The organism is Peptostreptococcus stomatis DSM 17678, assembly GCF_000147675.1.
In the GTDB taxonomy this organism is placed as follows: Bacteria; Bacillota; Clostridia; order Peptostreptococcales; family Peptostreptococcaceae; genus Peptostreptococcus; species Peptostreptococcus stomatis.
In genome coordinates this window covers 1-20,573 of record NZ_ADGQ01000051.1, presented here as the reverse complement: position 1 = coordinate 20,573, position 20,573 = coordinate 1, and the positions used below count along the sequence as shown (strand labels likewise).

At 36.8% G+C, this 20,573-nt stretch carries 16 protein-coding genes; 13 read left to right on the top strand and 3 right to left on the bottom strand.

Annotated elements, in window-relative coordinates; genetic code table 11:
* Window positions 1–7: 7 nt before the first annotated feature.
* The 6 genes from HMPREF0634_RS04800 (at window position 8) to HMPREF0634_RS04775 (ending at window position 7,142) form a co-directional block, all read left to right on the top strand.
* Window positions 8–433 carry an RrF2 family transcriptional regulator gene (locus HMPREF0634_RS04800; RefSeq protein WP_007789499.1) on the top strand — a complete coding sequence of 142 codons (426 nt, stop codon included), beginning with the start codon at window positions 8–10 and terminating at the stop codon, window positions 431–433.
* A gap of 62 nt (window positions 434–495) precedes the next feature.
* Entirely contained in the window at window positions 496–2,463 is a 1,968-nt protein-coding gene (locus HMPREF0634_RS04795) for a C39 family peptidase (protein ID WP_040565770.1), read from the top strand.
* A gap of 343 nt (window positions 2,464–2,806) precedes the next feature.
* Window positions 2,807–4,090: a branched-chain amino acid transport system II carrier protein gene (gene brnQ / locus HMPREF0634_RS04790; RefSeq protein ID WP_007789492.1), complete on the top strand. Its 1,284-nt coding sequence runs from the start codon at window positions 2,807–2,809 to the stop codon at window positions 4,088–4,090.
* A gap of 224 nt (window positions 4,091–4,314) precedes the next feature.
* On the top strand, window positions 4,315–4,725 hold the full coding sequence (locus tag HMPREF0634_RS04785) for a universal stress protein (protein ID WP_007789517.1): 411 nt from the start codon (window positions 4,315–4,317) through the stop codon (window positions 4,723–4,725).
* 386 nt (window positions 4,726–5,111) lie between these two features.
* Window positions 5,112–6,449, top strand: coding sequence for a H2O-forming NADH oxidase (nox, locus tag HMPREF0634_RS04780; protein ID WP_007789497.1), 1,338 nt, complete (start codon window positions 5,112–5,114; stop codon window positions 6,447–6,449).
* Between the two features lie 450 nt (window positions 6,450–6,899).
* Window positions 6,900–7,142, top strand: a complete 243-nt coding sequence (locus HMPREF0634_RS04775; protein WP_040565769.1) for a hypothetical protein — start codon at window positions 6,900–6,902, stop codon at window positions 7,140–7,142.
* A gap of 192 nt (window positions 7,143–7,334) precedes the next feature.
* Here HMPREF0634_RS04775 and HMPREF0634_RS04770 read toward each other — a convergent pair whose 3' ends face one another.
* Complete coding sequence (locus HMPREF0634_RS04770) at window positions 7,335–8,411, bottom strand: cell wall-binding repeat-containing protein (RefSeq protein ID WP_007789509.1); 1,077 nt, start codon at window positions 8,409–8,411, stop codon at window positions 7,335–7,337.
* A 428-nt stretch (window positions 8,412–8,839) separates the two neighbouring features.
* On the opposite strand from HMPREF0634_RS04770, the gene HMPREF0634_RS04765 reads away from it, so the two are divergent.
* The 5 genes from HMPREF0634_RS04765 to HMPREF0634_RS04745 all read left to right on the top strand — a co-directional run bounded on the left by HMPREF0634_RS04765 (window position 8,840) and on the right by HMPREF0634_RS04745 (window position 14,878).
* On the top strand, window positions 8,840–9,442 hold the full coding sequence (locus tag HMPREF0634_RS04765) for a hypothetical protein (RefSeq protein ID WP_007789487.1): 603 nt from the start codon (window positions 8,840–8,842) through the stop codon (window positions 9,440–9,442).
* Between the two features lie 177 nt (window positions 9,443–9,619).
* Window positions 9,620–10,216: a sigma-70 family RNA polymerase sigma factor gene (locus tag HMPREF0634_RS04760; RefSeq protein ID WP_007789523.1), complete on the top strand. Its 597-nt coding sequence runs from the start codon at window positions 9,620–9,622 to the stop codon at window positions 10,214–10,216.
* The gene (locus tag HMPREF0634_RS04755) at window positions 10,209–11,270 is read left to right on the top strand and encodes a DUF4179 domain-containing protein (RefSeq protein WP_040565768.1); all 1,062 of its coding nucleotides are present in this window, start codon (window positions 10,209–10,211) and stop codon (window positions 11,268–11,270) included. The genes HMPREF0634_RS04760 and HMPREF0634_RS04755 overlap by 8 nt, the downstream gene beginning before the upstream one ends.
* A 268-nt stretch (window positions 11,271–11,538) precedes the next feature.
* Window positions 11,539–14,226, top strand: a complete 2,688-nt coding sequence (locus tag HMPREF0634_RS04750) for a cation-translocating P-type ATPase (RefSeq protein WP_007789513.1) — start codon at window positions 11,539–11,541, stop codon at window positions 14,224–14,226.
* A 322-nt stretch (window positions 14,227–14,548) separates the two neighbouring features.
* The gene (locus tag HMPREF0634_RS04745; protein WP_007789505.1) at window positions 14,549–14,878 is read left to right on the top strand and encodes a DUF2325 domain-containing protein; all 330 of its coding nucleotides are present in this window, start codon (window positions 14,549–14,551) and stop codon (window positions 14,876–14,878) included.
* Between the two features lie 176 nt (window positions 14,879–15,054).
* Here the strand turns inward: HMPREF0634_RS04745 and HMPREF0634_RS04740 are convergent, their stop codons facing one another.
* On the bottom strand, window positions 15,055–16,131 hold the full coding sequence (locus tag HMPREF0634_RS04740) for a DEAD/DEAH box helicase (RefSeq protein WP_007789515.1): 1,077 nt from the start codon (window positions 16,129–16,131) through the stop codon (window positions 15,055–15,057).
* Between the two features lie 308 nt (window positions 16,132–16,439).
* Here HMPREF0634_RS04740 and HMPREF0634_RS04735 point away from each other — a divergent pair, with 308 nt between their 5' ends.
* Both HMPREF0634_RS04735 and HMPREF0634_RS04730 read left to right on the top strand, forming a co-directional pair.
* A complete protein-coding gene (locus HMPREF0634_RS04735) occupies window positions 16,440–18,380 on the top strand; it encodes an aconitate hydratase (RefSeq protein ID WP_007789525.1) in 1,941 nt (646 codons plus the stop codon).
* Between the two features lies 1 nt (window position 18,381).
* A complete protein-coding gene (locus HMPREF0634_RS04730; RefSeq protein ID WP_007789508.1) occupies window positions 18,382–19,416 on the top strand; it encodes an isocitrate/isopropylmalate dehydrogenase family protein in 1,035 nt (344 codons plus the stop codon).
* A gap of 227 nt (window positions 19,417–19,643) precedes the next feature.
* On the opposite strand, the gene HMPREF0634_RS04725 is transcribed toward HMPREF0634_RS04730, so the two are convergent.
* A complete protein-coding gene (locus HMPREF0634_RS04725; protein ID WP_040565774.1) occupies window positions 19,644–20,489 on the bottom strand; it encodes an NAD(+)/NADH kinase in 846 nt (281 codons plus the stop codon).
* Window positions 20,490–20,573: the final 84 nt, after the last annotated feature.

Sequence of the window (20,573 nt, the reverse complement as noted above, 5' to 3'; positions counted from 1 at the left end):
TTTAAATATGAGTGAATTTATTATTGCTTTGCACGCTCTTGTATTTTTAATGCATGCAGGAGAATCAAAGTCAAGCGAAGAGTTGTCTACAAATTTGTGTACCAACCCTGTAAGGATTAGGAAGGTAATGGCCAAGTGCAAAAAGTACGGCATTGTAACTACCAAGGCAGGTGTCAATGGTGGTTACATGGTGGCTGACAAGGGGGAAAGTATCAATTTAAAACATATATATGATGCTGTATCTGTACCCATTATAGAGTCGAAGTGGCATTCTGGTGATTTGGACTCTGATTGTGCTATATGCAGTGGTATGGCCCAATATGTGGATGAGTTATTCTTCAAAATGAATGAAGAATGTGTAAAGATGCTTGAAACTATCAAACTTTGTGATGTAGAAGAAAGATTAGGACAAATAAAAGAATTAAGGTTATAGAATAGTGGTATTTGCATAAATATGATATAATAGATTATATACTCTACGAAGGGAGATAAATCATGGCTTCAAAAAAAGACACGAAGTATACTTTTAAAGGCAACAATAAAAAAGTTGACAATAAGTACGCGAACATATATGAAGATTTGAGCAATAAAGATAAGCTGTACGAAGAAAACAGTCTAAAAAAATTCCATAAAGATGAAAATAATGAATATAATAATAAAATAGGTCAGCCTGTAGTTAGAGAACTTAGCCCGGAAGAGGCTGAAAAAAATGCAAAAATAAGAAAGCAAACTATGCTAAATGAAAAGCAGATAGCTATTCAGAAGTCTAGTCCAGTAGTTAACCACACTATGGCCCAGTCCTATGGCAGGATAGAGAGTCTGGAGAGGTTAAAGAGAGAGAAGGAAGCTTCCAGGTTGGGTCAGGATATTGATGATCCTGAATACATCAAGCAAAAGGCCAGGGAAAGGGCCAATATGGACAAGTCAGATGTGGAAATCTACAAGGAATATTCTGACTTTGACAGGTCAAGTGAATCTATAGACAGTAAGGACGATTCCGATAGGGGTGAACTCAGCGTTGCAGACATAGAAAAGGGCTTGAATGAAGATACAGAAAGTGATGACTTCAAGACCAAGAAGATAGAAGACCTAATTGAGGCTCTTAGCAAGCATGAAGATGAGAGGCCGACTGAGCGTCTTCCAAAGGTAAGGCAGACTAGGAGAAAACCTAGACTTGCCACACTAGAGGATGAAGTCAGGATAAAGGAGAATGAAATAGAAGAACTCCTTAGAAGGCGTAAACAGCAGGATAAGGAAGAAAAATCCAAGATGACCAGGGCTGAAAGAAAGCAGGCTAGAAAGAGGGCCAAGGAAAACAAGAGGGACACTACGACTAGCAATCCAAATAGTGCATATAGGTCTAGACTGGATGTTTATAAGAATAATGCCAAGAAAAATGCTGAGAGAATAAACTTTAAGAGACTTGGTGTCCTAATTATAGGTATAGTTTTGATAGCAGTATTGGTGGCTACTGGTATAGATATGTTAAAGCATAAGCTAGGCACTAATACACCTACAAAGACGACTACTAAGGTAAATGACAAGAATAAGTCTACTGATAAGAAAAAGACTACAAAGACAACAACTCCTGCTAAGACTTTAACTAAGGAAGAAAAGATTAAGAAGTTGGAGGCTATCAAGGGTAAGTTAAACAGTCAGGAAACTGAAAGATTAGACTATATAATCAAGAATATAGATTCATATCCGGATAGTTTGATAGACCTAGTTGCTAGAAACTATGAAACTGTTGACTTTGTATATAGCTACAAGGATAGGGAAAAGTACAATAACAGGAAGTTGTCTTCAGATATAAACTCAAGTTATTATGTAGATGGCAATGTTCCACTATTCTTGCAGTGGGATAGAAGATGGGGCTATAGGCCATATGGTAAGGATATTATAGGTCTTACAGGTTGTGGACCAACATCATTAACTATGGTAATCAGACACTTTGATTCTAGTTCGACTGTCAACCCTTATGATATAGCAAAGTATAGCCAGGAAAATGGTTATGTGTCATCTGACAACTCTACTAGTTGGAAGTTGTTTGAAGCAGGCTTGTCTAAGTTTGGCCTGGAATCTCAGGATGTAATCCCTGTAGAAGCAAAGATGAAGAAGGCCTTGGATGATAAAAAGATCCTAATCGTTAGCGTTAAGCCGGGTATATTTACTGAGAGAGGCCATATCATAGTCATCAAGGGTTATAATAAAAACGGTGACTTCTTGATAAATGACCCTAACAGTATAGTTAATACTAACAAGACATGGTCATTTGATGAATTGAAAAATGAGATTAGGAAGATCTGGGGTGTAAGCTCCAAGGGATCTACTACATCATCTAAGTCAAATGATAGGTCAAATTCAGACAATTCATCATCAGGCACAACTGGGTCTTCTAATACGGATAACAATTCATCATCAGGTTCTGATGGAGATGCAAGTATTATCCAGGATATAGACTAGTTAAGAAAATATAAAATATAAAAACAATTATTGGTTATATGAAAACGGGGAAGATACCTTATATACTTATGGGTATCTTTCTTTTTTATAAAAACATCTTTTAAAAAGTGAAAATCCTAAATTATCTTAAATTATATTGGTTTATCTAAAATTAAAAAAATATTTTTTTGAAAGCGGTGAAAAAATAAAAGTAAAAGTCTTTATATATTTATAAAAAAACCCTTGACAACTTAATAAAAATAAAATTATAATATTATTAATAAATAAAAAATAAAGAATATTCTTTTTTAGTATTAATTTACAAAAGTAGAAAAATACTGAGAAAGTACGGAAGGGAGCTTTTATGACAAAAAAAGGTAATTTTAAAGACATCATAACATTTGGCTTTGCCCTATTTGCCATGTTCTTTGGAGCAGGTAACTTGATATTCCCACCATATTTGGGAATTATATCGGGACCAAGTTGGTTTGTAGCATTTGCTGGTTTCACGATTGCAGATGCAGGTTTGGCTTTATTAGCAATTATAGCAATAGCCCTATGTGAGGGTGATATTATGAAGTTATTTGAAAAGATAGGTAAGGGTCCTGCAATTTTATTAAGTTTTGCGGATATCATGTGTGTTGGTCCCCTACTAGTAATACCTAGAACAGGTGCAACTACATACGAAATGGGTATAACGCCAATTCTTGGACAGAATACACCAATTCTTCTAGTTGTTGCTGTCTTCTTTGCATTGACATTTGTATTGACAGTTAGACCATCTAAGGTTATAGATATAGTAGGTCAGGTTTTGACACCATTCTTGATAATCGCCCTACTAGTAATCATAGTAAAGGGTGTAATATCACCATTGGGTCAACCAGTTGCAGAGCCTATGATAGCTAATATATTCCAGAGGGGTATAACTGATGGTTACCAGACTATGGACTGTTTCGTCCCACTAGCTGTTGGTGCAGTATTAATCCTGACTCTTAGAGAAAAGGGATATACTGAACCTAAGGACCAGGTAAGTCTACTTATAAAGGCTGGTATAGTTGCTTGTATAGGTCTGGGCGTAATCTACGGAGGATTAACTTACCTAGGCTCAACAGTATCAACTATGTATGGTGTTGATGCCCAGAAGTCTCAGGTTATAGTAAATATAACTCAGATGTTACTTGGTAACTCAGGTAAGACTGTATTGTCAGTAGCCGTATCATTGGCGTGTCTAACTACATCTATAGGTTTGACATCTGCAAGTGCAGAATACCTTTCAAGTCTTACAAAGAACAAGGTTAGTTATCCAGTATTCGTTGCAATAATATGTGTATTCTCAGCAGGAGCAGCTACAATAGGCGTTGCTGGTTTGGTAATGATTGCCAACCCGATACTTGCTATAGTATACCCTCCTACAATAGTTCTAATAGTATTAACTATTGCCAGAAGTAAGGTTAAGAACCCTAATGTATATAGGTTTGCAGCATATTTGACATTAATCATTAGTATATTAACACTAGTTTCTACTAAGGTTCCTGCTCTTGACTTCATAAATAAGCTTCCATTGGCTAATTTAGGATTCAACTGGGTAATACCAGCTATAATAGCAGGTCTAATGGGTTCTTTAGTTGGAAGGAAGAAGCTCGCCTAAGAAATTTAAAAAAAGCTGATAAAATTTGCTTAAACAAAATCTGTTTGGGTAAACTAATAATGCACATAAAATAACTCAAGATAAACTAATAAAAGTAAAAAGGTAGCCAATTGAACTCGGCTACCTTTTTATTTGACCTTTTTAGTAAATGGTTGTATAATTAAAGTAAGTAATAAATAAGCGAAACTTATTATATTGCAATTAGCTGAAAGGGGTGTTTTTTTATGACAACTAAGAAAATATTGGTTCCTATAGATGGAACAGAGAGAAGTATGCACTCTTTAAATTTTATTAAAGAGAACTATTCGCCTGATAAAGTAGAACTACATATTATAAATGTAAAGGAACTAGTTTTCATAGATGGAATTTCTATGAGTGATGAGATTAAGACTTCTGAAAAGAATGGTAGGGAACTACTAGATAAGGCTAGAGATGTAGTTAGTGAATTTAAGACAGATGCATCTTTTACTTTTGGCTATGCAGGTGATGAGATTGTAAGACATGCTGAGGAACTTGGAATCGACATAATCGTAATGACTAAGTCAACTAAAAAGGGCTTGACTAGGATTATAGGTTCTTGTACAGCTTATGTATTAAAGCATGCTAAGTGTACCCTAGTTATAATACCAGAGTAGGATATAGTTATAATACAATATAGAATTTAATAGAGTGAGTAAACTCCCTTGGATATTTCTGAGGGAGTTTTTATTTTCTCTTCTTTGAAGGGTCTTTTGTGCTAATTTTTCCTGAATTATAACAAAAAAATCACAAATCTAAAAAAATTTTCAAAAAATATTATAGAATGTAAGCATTGCAATACAAGGCTTATCAGTCTTAAAAGAAAAATATTTTGAGAAAATGTTTCTTTTTTATGAAAAAAATGTTTATGAAAACAATTACAAGGGTAAATCCATAACAGAGTAAATTTTGACGTCAATTTATATAAAAAAACAAATCAAATTATGGTAATCCTGCAATTCGTAAAGTAAGGATGCTGGTAAAAGACATTATGGAGGTAAATATGAGTAAGATTATAGTAGTAGGTGCAAATCACGCTGGTACAGCGGCAATTAGAACAATTTTAAGTAACTATCCAGAACATGAGTTGGTAGTATATGACAAGAATAATAACATATCATTCTTAGGTTGTGGTATGGCTCTTTGGATAGGTAAGCAGATTTCAAAGCCAGATGGTTTGTTCTATGCTGATAAGGCTCAGTTAGAGGCTATGGGTGCTAAGGTACACATGGAAGCTGATGTACATGATATAGACTTTGATGCAAAGAAGGTATATGTTAAGTTAAAGGATGGAACTGAAGTTGAAGATTCATATGACAAGATCATACTAGCTACAGGTTCTCTTCCAATAGTACCAAATATACCTGGTAAGGATTTAGAAAATGTACAGCAGGTTAAGTTATTCCAGAACGCTGCAGAAGTTATAGAAAAGCTAGAAAATCCTGAAATTAAGGATATAGTAGTTGTTGGTGCAGGTTACATAGGTGTAGAATTAGCAGAAGCATTTGAAAGACTTGGAAAGACTGTAACTATGGTTGATATAGCTGATACTTGTCTTCCAGCTTACTATGATGAACCATTCACTAGCTTGATGAAGGAAAATCTTGCTAGCCATAATATAAACCTTGAATTTGGTCAGGCAGTTCAGGAAATTAAGGGAACTGACGGTAAGGTTTCTTCAATAGTAACTGACAAGAAGGAAATAAAGGCTGATATGGTTATCCTTTCAATAGGATTCAGACCAAACAATGCATTAGGTAAGGATAAGTTAGAATTATTCAGAAACGGATCATACCTAGTAAATAAAAAGCAGGAAACTAGCATGAAGGATGTTTATGCTATAGGTGACTGTGCTACTGTATTCGATAATACAATAGACAATACTAACTACATAGCACTTGCTACAAATGCAGTAAGAAGTGGTATTGTTGGAGCTCATAATGCAGCTGGTACTTCAATAGAATCTATAGGTGTTCAGGGATCAAATGGTATCTGTATCTACGACCTAAAGATGGTTTCTACTGGTATAACTGTTGCTAAGGCTGAAAAGCTAGGTCTTGAAGTTGAATACACTGACTTTGAAGATACTCAGAAGCCAGCATTCATAGAAACAACTAATCCAGATGTTAAGATAAGAATAGTATATGACAAGAAGACTAGAGTAGTTCTAGGTGCTCAGATGGCATCAGAATACGATATGTCAATGGGTATCCACATGTTCTCATTGGCTATCCAGGAGAAGGTAACTATCGATAGACTTGCTCTATTAGATATATTCTTCCTACCTCACTTCAACCAGCCATATAACTATATCACAATGGCAGCACTAGGTGCTAAATAGATTGCAAATACTAAAACAGCCACGGGGTAATATGCTCCGTGGCTATATTTTTATACCCATACAATAAAATTTATTTTCTTCAATTTTGCCAACTTAGTTAAAAAATATGCTATAATTAATAGTATCAATAATACTTATTATATTAATAGTTTTAATAAGAAATTCTCAAATAATTTTAAATATTCAAAAAATAGTTGTAAATTCCCTTGAATTGTTGTATATTAAAATATGTAGTAGGAATGAAAATATCAAAATATCAGGAATAATATGTGAATAAATTATAAAAGGAACCTGTTAAGTGAATGATTATATCACAAAAAGGGCGAGAATATTAGGAGTGTTTTTTAGCTTAATCATAAACAGTACAAACTGATAATAGGAAAATTAGGAGTGCTGATAATCTAGGAATAGATGGTAATGATGTGTAGCAGTATTAAGGAGTTGATTTAAATGCTAAACAGAGAACAAGTACTAGAGATTGCCGAACTATTTTTCGGGGGTAAGCCTGAGGAAGCTTATAAAAAAGTTAGCTCTATGAGTGAGTGGGTACAGTTTACAGGTTCTATTAAAAAGAATGAAAATGATAGAAGAGCTCGTATAATTATGAGAAAAAGTGATTTGTCAGTTTGGGATAAACACACGTCCGTTATAGGAGATGATAGTATGTACCCAACATATGATATTGGGTATTAGGAAATTATAATATAAAAGGATTTATGTCTTACCGGATTAATTGATAGCTATATTGAAAGCTTTGTAGATATTTCGGCAGTTAATTTAGATTAACCACAATATTTGATTTAATGTATGTATAGGTTCAGCCGAGGGAATCCCTCGGCTGATTTTTAAAGTCTTATCTTTTAGTCAGTTTTTTGCTTTTATAACCTATAATCCTTTTAATTCATTTTCAACACTCTTAGATACCGACTTTTCACCACCGACTATAATTATATTCTTTATATTATTACTTCTTATAAAAGCCTTAGTATCTTCATTTAACTTGTTTGGTTTTGTAAGTAAGATAGTACCATCATTCATAGTTGCAGCTGTACCAGAGGCTAGGGCGTCAGGATATTTAGTACCGTCTACTATAACTGCTGTTCTAATATTCTTTTTACGAACTATCTTGTATGCCTTGGCAATTTCTACGGCCGTCTTATACCTATCTGGTCCAGCAATTCTACCTGAATAGTACTCGTGTTCTGTTCCGTCTACCTCTTTCCATACATGTCTTACCAGGCCTATTGGATTTTCAAAGTCATCTTGTGTGATAAATTTAGATGGTACAGAGTCAAAACCACCTATAATAAATCCATACCCACTGACAAATTCTCTTCCTCTTGTAAATTCATCATCCGGATAGCCAGCAAGTATCATATTCCATTCCCGATTCAATTCAGCTGTGAATGGTATGGCAGATAAAAGGTCAGGAAACTTGTTGTCATTTATCAATATCATGTTTGCAATATCACCTAGTGCAGTATCAGGGAAAAGTATTTGATGTACTGTATACCAAACCTGTGTTGGGAAACCTTCAACGTGATTGCTAGGTCTTTTATCAGTATACCTTATAGGGGTGATTCCTATTTCTATTAATGAGTTGTTTATACTCTTATTCAGTTTCGAATAGTCACCCATAATAAAGGCCTTCTTAACCTGCTTATCTCTTAGTTCGTCCATCATTACTTTTGACATACCAGCATTAGGTATAATATAGAAGGGGATTTTTAGGGCATTAGCCATCTGGGACCCATAAAGAGCCGTCTTGAAATCGGAGCCACATGCTATAACAGCCAACTTCCTATTGGCCTTAGTGAAGTGTTTTCTCTGGACCATAAGGGCAGTTTCATACCTGTCTTTTCCGGAAATTCTAGTGACATTCATATCAGCACTAGCAACAGAAGGGGCTAGCAGGGCTAATACGCAGGATAAAATTAATGATTTTCTCAATTTTTTGATCATAGTAGATTACCTCCTAAATAAAGTATTTTTGTAACGCCAAATCTAATATATTATATATCCACCCTTATATCTAAGCTGACCAAGTGACCTATCTTATATATCCATACAGATGGTAATACCTTTAAGGGACCAGCCTTATATATCTGGGTATGGTTTATCTCTTATTTATGGCATAGCATAATTATTTATTGCAGTATATCTTTACTTCATTATACCATTTAATGGCAGAAAATAATTAAGGATTATAAAAGAAAAAAGAAAAAATGAATAAATAATATTAAAAAAGCCTGAAAGGTACTTGACTACGGTCTTGAATTGATGTAATTTGAAATTAAGAAATATATAATAATTTGGTAGTTACAAAGTGTGTGTGGCCTTGGAGCCAAAGGTTTTATTATTTATTTTAACTTTAAGAAAGGATGGTTATTATGAAGGCTATTAGATACAAGAAAGAAAACGATTTAAATAATAGGGAAAGTTTGAATCAAAAAAACAGTATGAAGTTGTATAATGTGTTTTTTCCATTATGGGCATTAATACTTTTTCCAATGTTTTGGATAGTATCCATGCCGTTTAATTTCGTGGTTGACTCTATAGTTCTCCTAATAGGGCTTAAGCTAGTGTCTAAAGGTCAGCTTTGGAAAAATTATTCCAGGTCTATCTTGCAGGTATGGATATGTGGCTATATAGCTGATATGATAGGCAGTGGCCTAATGTTCTTGTCCACAATGTTTGGCTTTAAACTTACGGGTAATATTGGGATATCTATAAGGCATTTAGTAGATAATGTGATGGAGAGCCCGTTGAAGACACCGGAGACATTTATTTTTGTGACAGTTTTTGTTGTCTTGGTAGCTATCCTAATCTACTTCCTAAATTATAAGTTCTGCCTAAGGAAAACTGATTTAGACCAGGCCCAGAAGAAAAAGGTATCTATACTTATGGCGGTATTGACAGCCCCATACTTATTCTACCTTCCAACTACGACTTTTTATAACTTTATTGAGAAGATAGCTGGATTTTTTTCTTAGATAAACCAGGGCCTTAAATAAGGTTATAGATAAAAATTTTTAAATGAGTTTAAAAGACTCGATATAAATAAGAGACTGTATTTCCTACGTTTAGGTAAAAATTCCATAAGTTTTTGTAAAAGTGAAAGAAAAAACCTCCCTTTTACGTATTATATAGTAAAGAGGGAGGTGGTAGATGTGAAAGTTGGCGAGCACAATTTTATAGACCTAATAAAATCAAAAAATGAGTCAGGCCTTGACTACCTGATTGATGAGTATGGTTGGATAATCAAGACTGTCCTGAAAAAGGAATTGGCTACTTGTCCAGACTTATATGATGAGACCTTTAACGATTGTCTCCTGTTTGTTTGGAACAAGATAGGTGGGTATGATCCACTTAAGTCAAAGTTTCCTAACTGGTTGGGCATGGTAGCCAAGTACAGGTCTATAGATGCCAAGAGGAAATTTTTGAAGAAAGCTAGTAGAGAACTTAGCATGGATACCGGAATAGTTAGCTTAGAAGACCACAAGTATGGTCAAATTGATGGTGTTGGCTGCCTGGAAAGGGAAGCCAGGACAGGGCTAGTGGATGAGTTGGATAGGGATATAAGATCCTTGCTTGACAGGCTAAGTCCCACAAACAGGCAAATTTTTTGGGATAGGTATGTTGAAGACTACGGTATTGATGAGCTAAGTGAAAAATACAAGCTTAGCAGGCAGGCTATCTACAATAGGTTGGCCAGGTCTAGGGACAATCTGAAGCTTATGGAAAAGGGAGGAAGTAGTTATGAATGAAAATAAGGGATATGATTTTTTAAATGATGGAAATTTTGATATATCATCTTATGATAGACAAGACTTGAATGAATTTGAAAAGGCAAAATTAAAGAGGGATATTCACAAGTCTATAAAGAAGGATGCAAGACTTGCTGGCTTTAACAAGAAGATAGTAGCAGCCGGTCTTGTGATGATGACCTTGGTTGGTCTATACCAGGTTCCAAGTGTAAAGGCCTATACTAGGGATGTTATAGATAATGTGAGATATTCAATAGCAGATGCCATGGATAATGAGGCCTACAAGCCTTACTCTAATATAGTACACAAGGTTGTAGAGGACAAGGGCATTGGCCTTCAGCTTGAGGATGCCTTGATGTATGACGACAGGATTCAGCTAACATTTTTAGCTAAGGGTGATGACAAAATGACATATTCACCAGATGACCTTGTCTTTAATATTGGTGGGACATATCTTAGACCAAACGGTTCTATGGGGCATAGTTTCCAAAAGGATGGGATAGAATACAACTGTATGACATATACCTTTGATAAGGATATAAAAGACTATCTAGGAAACAAGAAAAATGTTGCTGTATATGTAAGGTCTTTAATGGCCTCTTCAGAAAAGGATGCTCAGCAAAACTCTAACATTAGTGGAGATTGGGCTTTTAAGTTTACAGTTAACAATGATTTTGTCAAGGACTCCCTTCATATAAACCCAGGCATAAATATCAAGTCTAAGGGTATTGAGGTCAATGTAAAAGATATTATCATTAGGCCTACAGGTGTGGTAGAGGCTAAGTTGAAGATAAATAATTCAAATAAAAAGGACTATTCATACTTGATAGAGGCTAAAAATGATAAGGGAGAATTGTTAGAGTTAGGATTATCATACTCAGATAGGAAGGAGGCTACCCTTATACAGGATGAATTAAGCAAACTTAGAGTTGATGGGGAAACTATTAAGAATTTCACCTTTAAATTATATGCATCAGAGTTGCCTGAAAAGAGTGGACATTATGATCAAAATGAAAACAAGTTCCAAATTGGGGATGATTTTGTTATCAAGTAGAATTTAATATGAAGTTTTATTTTATAAACTATAAGTGATTGACAAGAGGGATATTAGTATACTATAATTGTTACATGAAGGGGAGTAGCACTATAGTATACTATATCCGTTAATCGTCAGGCCAGTATTTTATATACTCGGTTAACAGACAAGGGTAACCTTGACAGCAAGACCTTCAAAATAAGCAGTAAGATTTATGTTTATTTTGAGCGTCATGTTGTTAAGGTTTTTTTTATTAAACTATATACTTGTAGGAATGGAGGTTTTTATGCAAGGAAAGAATGAAATAAAGCACTATATGATGGATAGTGACCAGGTTTTAGCAGACCTGGAAGTAGGCCATAATGGTTTATCACAGGTTGAGGCGGGTGCTAGGTTGGATAAGTATGGTAAAAATGAATTAAAAGAAAAGGAAAGTGATCCTACCTGGAAAATTTTCCTGGAGAGTTTCAAGGACCCTATGGTAATTGTACTGATAGGAGCAGCGTTGATACAGATAGTTACAGGCTCTATGATGGAGTCCCTAATTATATTCCTAGTCCTAATCTTGAATGCAATTTTGGGGACGGTTCAGACTAAAAAGGCTGAGTCTTCTATAAACAGTTTAAAGCAGTTGTCAGTACCAAGTGCCAAGGTGGTTAGAAATGGTGAAAAGATTACTATATCATCTAAGGAAGTAGCTCCAGGGGATATAGTCCTATTGGAAGCTGGTGACTATGTACCGGCAGATGGTAGGTTATTAGAGGCAGAGTCTTTGAAGATTGTAGAGGGTATGTTGACAGGTGAGTCAGAGCCAGCCAATAAGTCAGTTGACAGGATAGAAGAGGACTGTAGTGTTGGTGATAGGGTAAACATGGTTTATTCTACATCCATGGTGGTCAATGGTAGGGCCAGGTTTGTCTGTACAAGTACTGGTATGGATACTGAGATAGGTAAGATAGCTGACATGCTGGACAATACTGAAGTCAAGCAGACACCCCTGCAGTCAAATATTGAAAAGTTCTCTAAGAAGCTGGGCATAGCTATTTTGTCTATATGTATATTTATATTTGTGTTACAGGTAATGAGGGCCATGACCCATCCTAATTCAGGAGATATAAAGATGGTAATTTTAAATTCCTTTATATTTGCAGTTGCCATAGCAGTTGCAGCTATACCGGAAGCCCTGTCTTCTATAGTAACCATAGTCCTATCTGTGGGTACAAATACCATGTCAAAGAAGAATTCTATAATTAGAAAGTTGCCTGCAGTTGAGACTTTAGGTTCTACTTCTGTTATATGTACTGACAAGACCGGTACACTTACTATGAACAAGATGACAGCCCTTGAATACTACAAGTTTGATGGCCAAGATTCCGGGTCTCTCGAGGTGGTTGAGGAACCTTTAAAAGACTTAGCCGATATAGGTAGCTTCAATACTGAAGACATGATCAATACTGCTGCAGCCCTATGTAATGACTCGGTTATTAGTGAAGATGGTAAGGAGATAGGTGACCCAACAGAGGTGGCCTTGACAGTATTTGCTGATAAGAAGGGATATATTACTAAGAGGATGAGGGATACCTATCCTAGACTACAGGAAATACCTTTTGATTCAGACAGGAAGTTGATGTCAACTGCCCATAATATTGGGGGTAGGGATATTATGATTACAAAGGGTGCCCCAGACATATTGATATCGAGGTCTATAAAGGTGTTGTCCGGAGACAGGATACTTGATATGACGGATGATATCAGGGAAAAGATTAAAGAACAAAATGAGACCTACTCAAAGAATGCCCTAAGGGTATTGGCCTTTGGATATAGGGACCTTGAGTCAGGTGAAGTTATAGATGTAGAAGGAGAAGACAATTTTGTATTCATCGGTATGATAGCCATGATAGATCCACCGAGGGCAGAGGTTATAGACGCAGTTGCCAAGGCCAAGGGTGCCGGTATCAAACCTATTATGATAACAGGTGACCATAAGACTACAGCTGTTGCCATAGGTAAGTCAATAGGTTTGTTTGAAGAAGGTGACCTGTCATATACAGGCCAGGAGTTGGACAACCTAAGTGACCAGGAACTTGACCAGCAGCTGGAGAAAATAAGTGTCTATGCCAGAGTTTCTCCTCAAAACAAGATTAGGATAGTAGGGGCTTGGCAGAAGAAGAACAAGGTTACAGCCATGACGGGGGATGGTGTAAATGATGCCCCAGCCCTTAAGAGTGCTGATATTGGTATAGCCATGGGGTCAGGTACAGAAGTTGCCAAGGATGCATCAGACATGGTCTTGGTAGATGATAACTTTGCCAGCATAATAGATGCAGTAGAGGTTGGTAGAACTGTATTCAGCAATATTAAGAAGTCTATCACCTACCTGTTCTCTGGTAACCTAGGTGCTATAATATCCATACTATTTGCTGTTTTTGCAGATTGGTCTAATCCGTATACTGCCCTACAGTTAATATTTATAAATATGGTAAATGACTCCTTGCCAGCCATAGCCCTTGGTATGGAAAATCCAGAGGAGGGTACTATGTCCCTGGCACCAAGGTCTAAGGATGAGGGACTACTAGGTGGAGGTACTTGGCAGGCAATCCTGTCCAGGGGTATCTTTGTAGGCCTGGCAGCTATTATAGCCCAATATATAGGCATGAAGCAGGCTCCAGAAGTTGGGGTAGCTCTAGCATTTACAACCCTATTATTGTCCAGGACCTTCCAGACATTTGCTTGTAGGTCTGACTACCAAAACCCATTCAAATTAGGCTTTTTCTCCAACAAGTATGTGATACTTGCTGTCCTTATTTGTTTAGGCCTATTTGGTGTAGTAATGCTACCGTTCATTAGACCTATATTTGCAATACCAGCAGCATATTCTTTGAAAGACTTTGCTATATCAGTTGGATTGGCAATAGGTTCAATAATATGTATGGAAATTACTAAGGCTATAATACATAAGAGAAAATTTAAATAGTACCTAAGTAAGAAGGGGTTAGACTATCCCCGATAGATTTTAGCTAGTATATTTTGATATCCAGTTGCTTTGTGGGACCTGGTCCCCATGGCCGACTGGATATTTTTGTTTGGGAAAATAAAACTAATAGAGATTTGAAAATATTATTTATAGATAGGATAAACTCTTATAGAAAGATAAAATTAATTGAAAAAAATTATCGATAACTATTGACAACTTTTTGGTTTTTGGATATCATATATACAGGAGATGATAATAATTATCAAAATAAAGATGATTTTAACTAATTAACATAATGAGTATTTTAAAGGGGGTTCTAAGTATGAGCTTATTGGTAATAGGCGGTCACGAGAGAATGGAAAAAGATTATTACAAGCTAGCTAAAAATAGAGGTTATAAGACTAAGGTATATACTACTATGTCTAGCCAGGTTAAAAATTCAATAGGAAGTCCAGATGCCATAGTGATTATGACATCAACAGTTTCTCACAAGCTATCAAGGATAGTTGAGATGCAGGCCAAGAAGATGAATATACCTATTTTTAGACACAAGAACAGCAGTAAGGTTGCCTTTAACGAATGTCTAGAAGAGATTGATGTTTGCCTGGGTAACTGTAGTAACTGTAAGAAGAATAAGTGCAATAACAACTAGGATAAGTTTAAGAGTAATTAGAAAATAGCGATAATAACTAGGATATGTGTAATAATATCTAGTAGAAAAACGATAATAAGTAAAGACTTAACTTAGATTGAGTGTAACGTAGATACTATCAGTTATGCTATGTAAAATAAAATCCTCCACCCTGATTGGGGCGGAGGATTTTTATTTTACAGATTTTTTACTTCTTCATATACGGTCATATTTTTTTCAGTTACCATAGAGGTAGCCTTGCCTTCTTTTCCGAGTCTACCGGACCTGCCTACCCTGTGGACATAGTCCTCGACTCTTTCGGGGAAATCATAATTGTAGATATGGGTGATACCACCTATATCCAGGCCCCTGGATGAGAGGTCTGTGGAAATTAAGAACTGTATCTTGAGGTCCCTAAAGTCTTTGATGATTTTTTCCCTCTTGGTCTGACTGATATCGCTATGGATTTTTTTGCAATTATAGCCAGCCTGACCCATCTGTAATTCTAACTTATCAACCCTGGCCTTGGTCCTACAAAATACAATGGCCATAAAGGGTCTATCTTCATCTATAACCCTACAAAAGTCTTCAAACTTATTCCTATCTGTGGTCTGAATGAAGACCTGGTCTATTAGGTCGGGTATGTCATTGTTGCTGTCTAGACTCAGGATGTCTAAGGGCTTGGCATACCTATAGGCAAGCTTTTTAACCTTTGGGTCTACTGTGGCTGATAGGAATAGAATCTGGTCATACTTTTTAGTATTTCTGATTACGGTATCTATTTCATTCCTAAAGCCCATCAAGAGCATTTGGTCAGCCTCATCCAGGACCAAACAACCTATATTGCTTATATCTATAGACTTCCTGTTGATATGGTCAAGAAGACGGCCTGGTGTGGCAATCACTATATTTATCTTGTTTTTTAATTTCTTGATTTGCGATTGGATGTCACGCCCACCGTAAATAGGCAGGATGGAAATATCCTTATCGAGCTTGTCTACAATAGACTGGGCCGCGTTTCCTATCTGGATTACCAGCTCCCTGGTTGGGGCCAGGACCAGGACCTTATCAACTTGACCCAGGTAGATCCTATTAATCAAGGGTACCAAGAAGGCAAGGGTCTTACCGGTACCGGTATTTGACTCGATTATAAGGTTTTGCCCATGGAGTATCTTGCCAATGCTGGTAGCCTGGACTGGTGTCGGTGACTTTATACCTGACTTGGCCAGGGCTTCTACTATATTTATATCAATTCCTATATCTGTGAATGTCATACTAATTCCTCCTAATTCATTAATTTATTATAGCATTTATTGGATAGGCATGGCTAGTGTATTGAAATATTTAAGAGGTACTATATAAAAGCTTAAATGAAACAAACAAGAATAAAAGCTGCAAAATCAAGTGGAAAATGTCAAAAAAATGCTGATAAAAGGCTTTCAAATGAAATAATAAATAAATATAAATCAGAAAAAATTATAAACTCCTTGATTTTATAGGGAATTAGTCTTATAATAAAAATATGAAAATGAAAGGATATATAAAATTCTTGCATTTAATAGAAGATTGGGAAGGTGATTTTATGGGAAGGAACATAGTTGAAAAAATTTTGGACAAGCATTTAGTAGAAGGTGAGCTTGTAGCAGGGACGACTGCAGGCATAAGGATCGATAGGACCCTAACGCAAGATTCTACTGGTACTATGGCATATTTACAGTTGGAGGCCATGGGTATTGATAAGGTTAAGACTAAGAGGTCTGTAGCCTATATCGACCACAATATGTTACAACAGGGATTTGAAAATGCTGATGACCACAAGTATATACAGACAGTGGCCAACAAGTTTGGAATCTATTTTTCTAAACCTGGTAATGGTATATGTCACCAGGTTAATTTGGAGAGATTTTCTGTGCCTGGAGATACCCTACTTGGTTCAGACAGCCATACACCTACAGCAGGTGGTGTGGGTATGTTGGCCATTGGTGCAGGAGGATTGGATGTTGCCCTTGCCATGGCAGGTGAGCCTTACTATATAAAGGTGCCAAAGGTAATAAAGGTCAACCTAAGGGGTAAACTAAATCCTATGGTTACATCTAAGGATATTATACTGGAAGTCCTTAAGAGACAGACTGTTAAGGGTGGAGTAGGCAAGGTTTATGAATACGGTGGACCTGGACTTGCAAACCTTTCTGTACCACAGAGGGCTACTATTACAAATATGGGAGCAGAGCTGGGAGCAACTACTTCTATCTTCCCTAGTGATGACAAGACAAGAGAATACTTTATAGCAGAGGACAGGCTAGAAGACTGGGTAGAGCTAGTTGCAGACCCAGATGCTAGCTACGATGAAGTTATTGATATAGACTTAGACCAGCTGGTACCTATGGTAGCTGCACCTCACAGTCCTGACAATATCAAGTCATGCAAGGAGGTTGGCAGAATTAAGGTAGACCAGGTGGCTATAGGAAGTTGTACGAATTCTTCATATGAGGACTTGATGAAGGTTTCTAGAATTCTAAAGGGTAGGAAGGTTGCCGACCATGTCAGCCTGGTTATAGCTCCAGGTTCTAGACAGGTTATGGAGATGATAGCCAGAAATGGTGCTCTTGCTGATATTATAAGTTCAGGTGCCAGAATACTAGAAAATTCATGTGGACCATGTATAGGTATGGGCCAGTCACCAGGAACAGATGCTATAAGTATTAGAACTTTTAACAGGAACTTCTATGGTAGGTCTGGAACTAATTCAGCCCAAGTTTACCTGGCCAGTCCAGAACTTGCTGCAGTATCTGCCATATATGGATGTCTAATGGACCCTAGAGATGCGGACTTTGATATAGATTTTTCAGATATACATGTAGACCACTTCTTGATAGATGACAGTATGATTATAAGCCCTGATCAAGACCCAAGAAATGTGGAGGTTGTAAGGGGACCAAACATCAAGCCTTTCCCACTTAATACTAAGTTGACTGACAGGCTGGAGGGCAGGATAATTATAAAGACTGAAGACAATATAACTACTGACCATATTATGCCTTCAAATGCCAAGTTACTTCCTTACAGGAGCAACATACCTCATCTGGCTAACTTCTGTTTTTCTACAATAGATGAAGACTTTGCCAAGAGGGCCAAGGAAAATAAGGGAGGCTTTATAGTAGGTGGAGACAACTACGGTCAGGGATCATCAAGAGAGCATGCTGCCCTAGCCCCACTATACCTGGGTATCAAGGGGGTAATTGCCAAGTCATTTGCCAGAATACACAAGGCTAACTTGATAAATAGCGGTATCATACCTATGGAATTTGAAAACCTGGATGATTATGACAAGATTGACCAGATGGATGTGCTTACTATAGACAATATATACCAGGGCTTGAAGGATGGCAGGTTGGAAGTGAAGGATGAGGAAAAGAATATCTCCTTCTTTGTAAAGGCCAACTTCAACAACAAGGAAATAGATATGTTGATGGCTGGTGGTAAGTTAAACAGTATCAAGATGAGAAATAGTAAGGAGGCCTAGGATGTATAAGATTACTTTAATACCAGGTGATGGAATAGGATTGGAAGTAACAGCTGCCATGAAAAGGGTAGTAGAAGCAAGTGGAGTGGACATAGAATGGGAAGAAGTTATAGCAGGTGAGGCTGTCCTTGAAGAATATGGAAGTCCCCTACCAGACTATGTCCTAGACAGTATTAAGAAAAATAAGATAGCCATAAAGGGGCCTATTACTACACCGGTTGGCAAGGGCTTTAGGAGCGTCAATGTAGCACTTAGAAAGGAATTAAACCTATTCGCCAATGTAAGGCCGGTAAAGACCTTCAAGGGAATAAAGTCAAGATATGAGAATATAGACTTGACTATCATAAGGGAAAATACAGAGGACCTATATGCAGGTATAGAACACCAGATAGGTGACTATGCTGGGGAAAGTATCAAGCTGATAACCAGGGATGCATCTGATAGGATAGTGGATTTTGCTTGTAAGTACTTAAAGGACAATGGATACAAGAGGTTGACTGGTGTCCACAAGGCCAATATCATGAAGATTTCAGATGGTTTATTCTTGAGGGTATTTGATGAGGTTAGCAAGAGAAATGGAATTGAGAGGCTTGCCAAGGGTGAGGCTCCTAATAGGGTCTATGCTGATGATGTCATAGTGGATGCAGCTGCAATGAATCTGGTTCTTAATCCAGAAAAATTTGATGTTTTAGTAATGCCAAACCTATATGGGGATATCCTATCAGACCTTTGTGCAGGTTTGGTTGGTGGCCTGGGTATTATACCAAGCGCTAATATAGGTGAGGACTATGCAGTCTTTGAAGCAGTCCATGGTAGTGCGCCTCAGATAGCAGGCCGGGGAATTGCCAATCCAACTGCCCTTATCCAGTCTGCCATTATGATGTTGAGGTATATAGGAGAACATGAGGCAGCCCTAAAGATAGAAAATGCCCTAAAAGAGGTCTTTGACAAGGGCCAGGTTTTAACTAGTGACTTAGGTGGTAAGGCTAGCACTGATGAATTTGCAGATGAGCTATGCAGGTTGATTAGAGACTAGTATATATATTATAGATAGCTGGCAGGATGATTTTATTAAAGCCAGGATAATTATTAAGGCAGTCGAATAATTACATAGACTTGCAAAATAGAGATAGGCCTTGGGGTACATTTCCTTCCCGTACCTAAGGGTCTATTTTTATTTGTAGAAAGTATATTAAATAAGCTAAAATAAGTTTAAATAAGTTCAAATAAATAATGACCACCCAAGAGGTGATCATTTTATCTTTAAAGTCTTGCTTCATCAATTTTATAGTCGTATGTTTTCAAAAACTTCATATAAACCCTGTCCCAGAACTCATAATCTGATAGCCTAAGCAGTTTCACATTTTTGTTTGCATTTCTAATATTGATTTCATAGACATCATTAAATCTGTGCTCTTGACCATCAACTACGGTAATAATGGTATGCTCAAACTTGTACTCTGGTTTAATGGCTATTTCACTATTCTCACCAGGTAGGATGATACTCGATGTAAAACTCCTAAAGGCATTTGTGCTGATAGGAGATATAGGGGTTATCTGGATTATATTTAGTCTATTATCTACTATACTACCACCAGCAGAATAGTTGTAGGCAGTAGAACCTGTGGACGTGGACATGATTAGACCGTCTCCACTAAAGGTTTCCATATAGTTGCCATTGACATGGAGTCCTAAATGGGCAGTCCTAGACTGGTTGCCCCTGACAACCAATTCATTTATGGCGTAGGTGTGGTTGACCTCATCCCTGCCCTTGATATCCACCTCTAAGAGGTAGAGTTCCTTGATGTCATAGGTTGAATTTAGGTAGGCATTGATAAAAAGGTCTATTTCCTTTTCTGTAGGTAGTATTTCTGCAAAAAAACCAAGGTGACCCGTATTTACACAGAAAAATGGTATATCAGGAAAGTCTAATTCCCTGACATTTCTTAAAAATGTACCATCTCCACCAACCGATATTACCAGCTCGGTATTATCCTTGATAGTTTCGCTGGTGGTAAAACCGATGGAGAGGAATTTATCTATAAGTATTTTTTTAATGCTCCTAGAAATTTCTAGTTCATTTGATTTGATTACAACGTTTCTAGCCATGCTATCTATACACCCCTTGTGGGATGCCCTCCTATAATTCATTATATCATAGGCATAGAATATGTGGTACAATATTGTAAGATT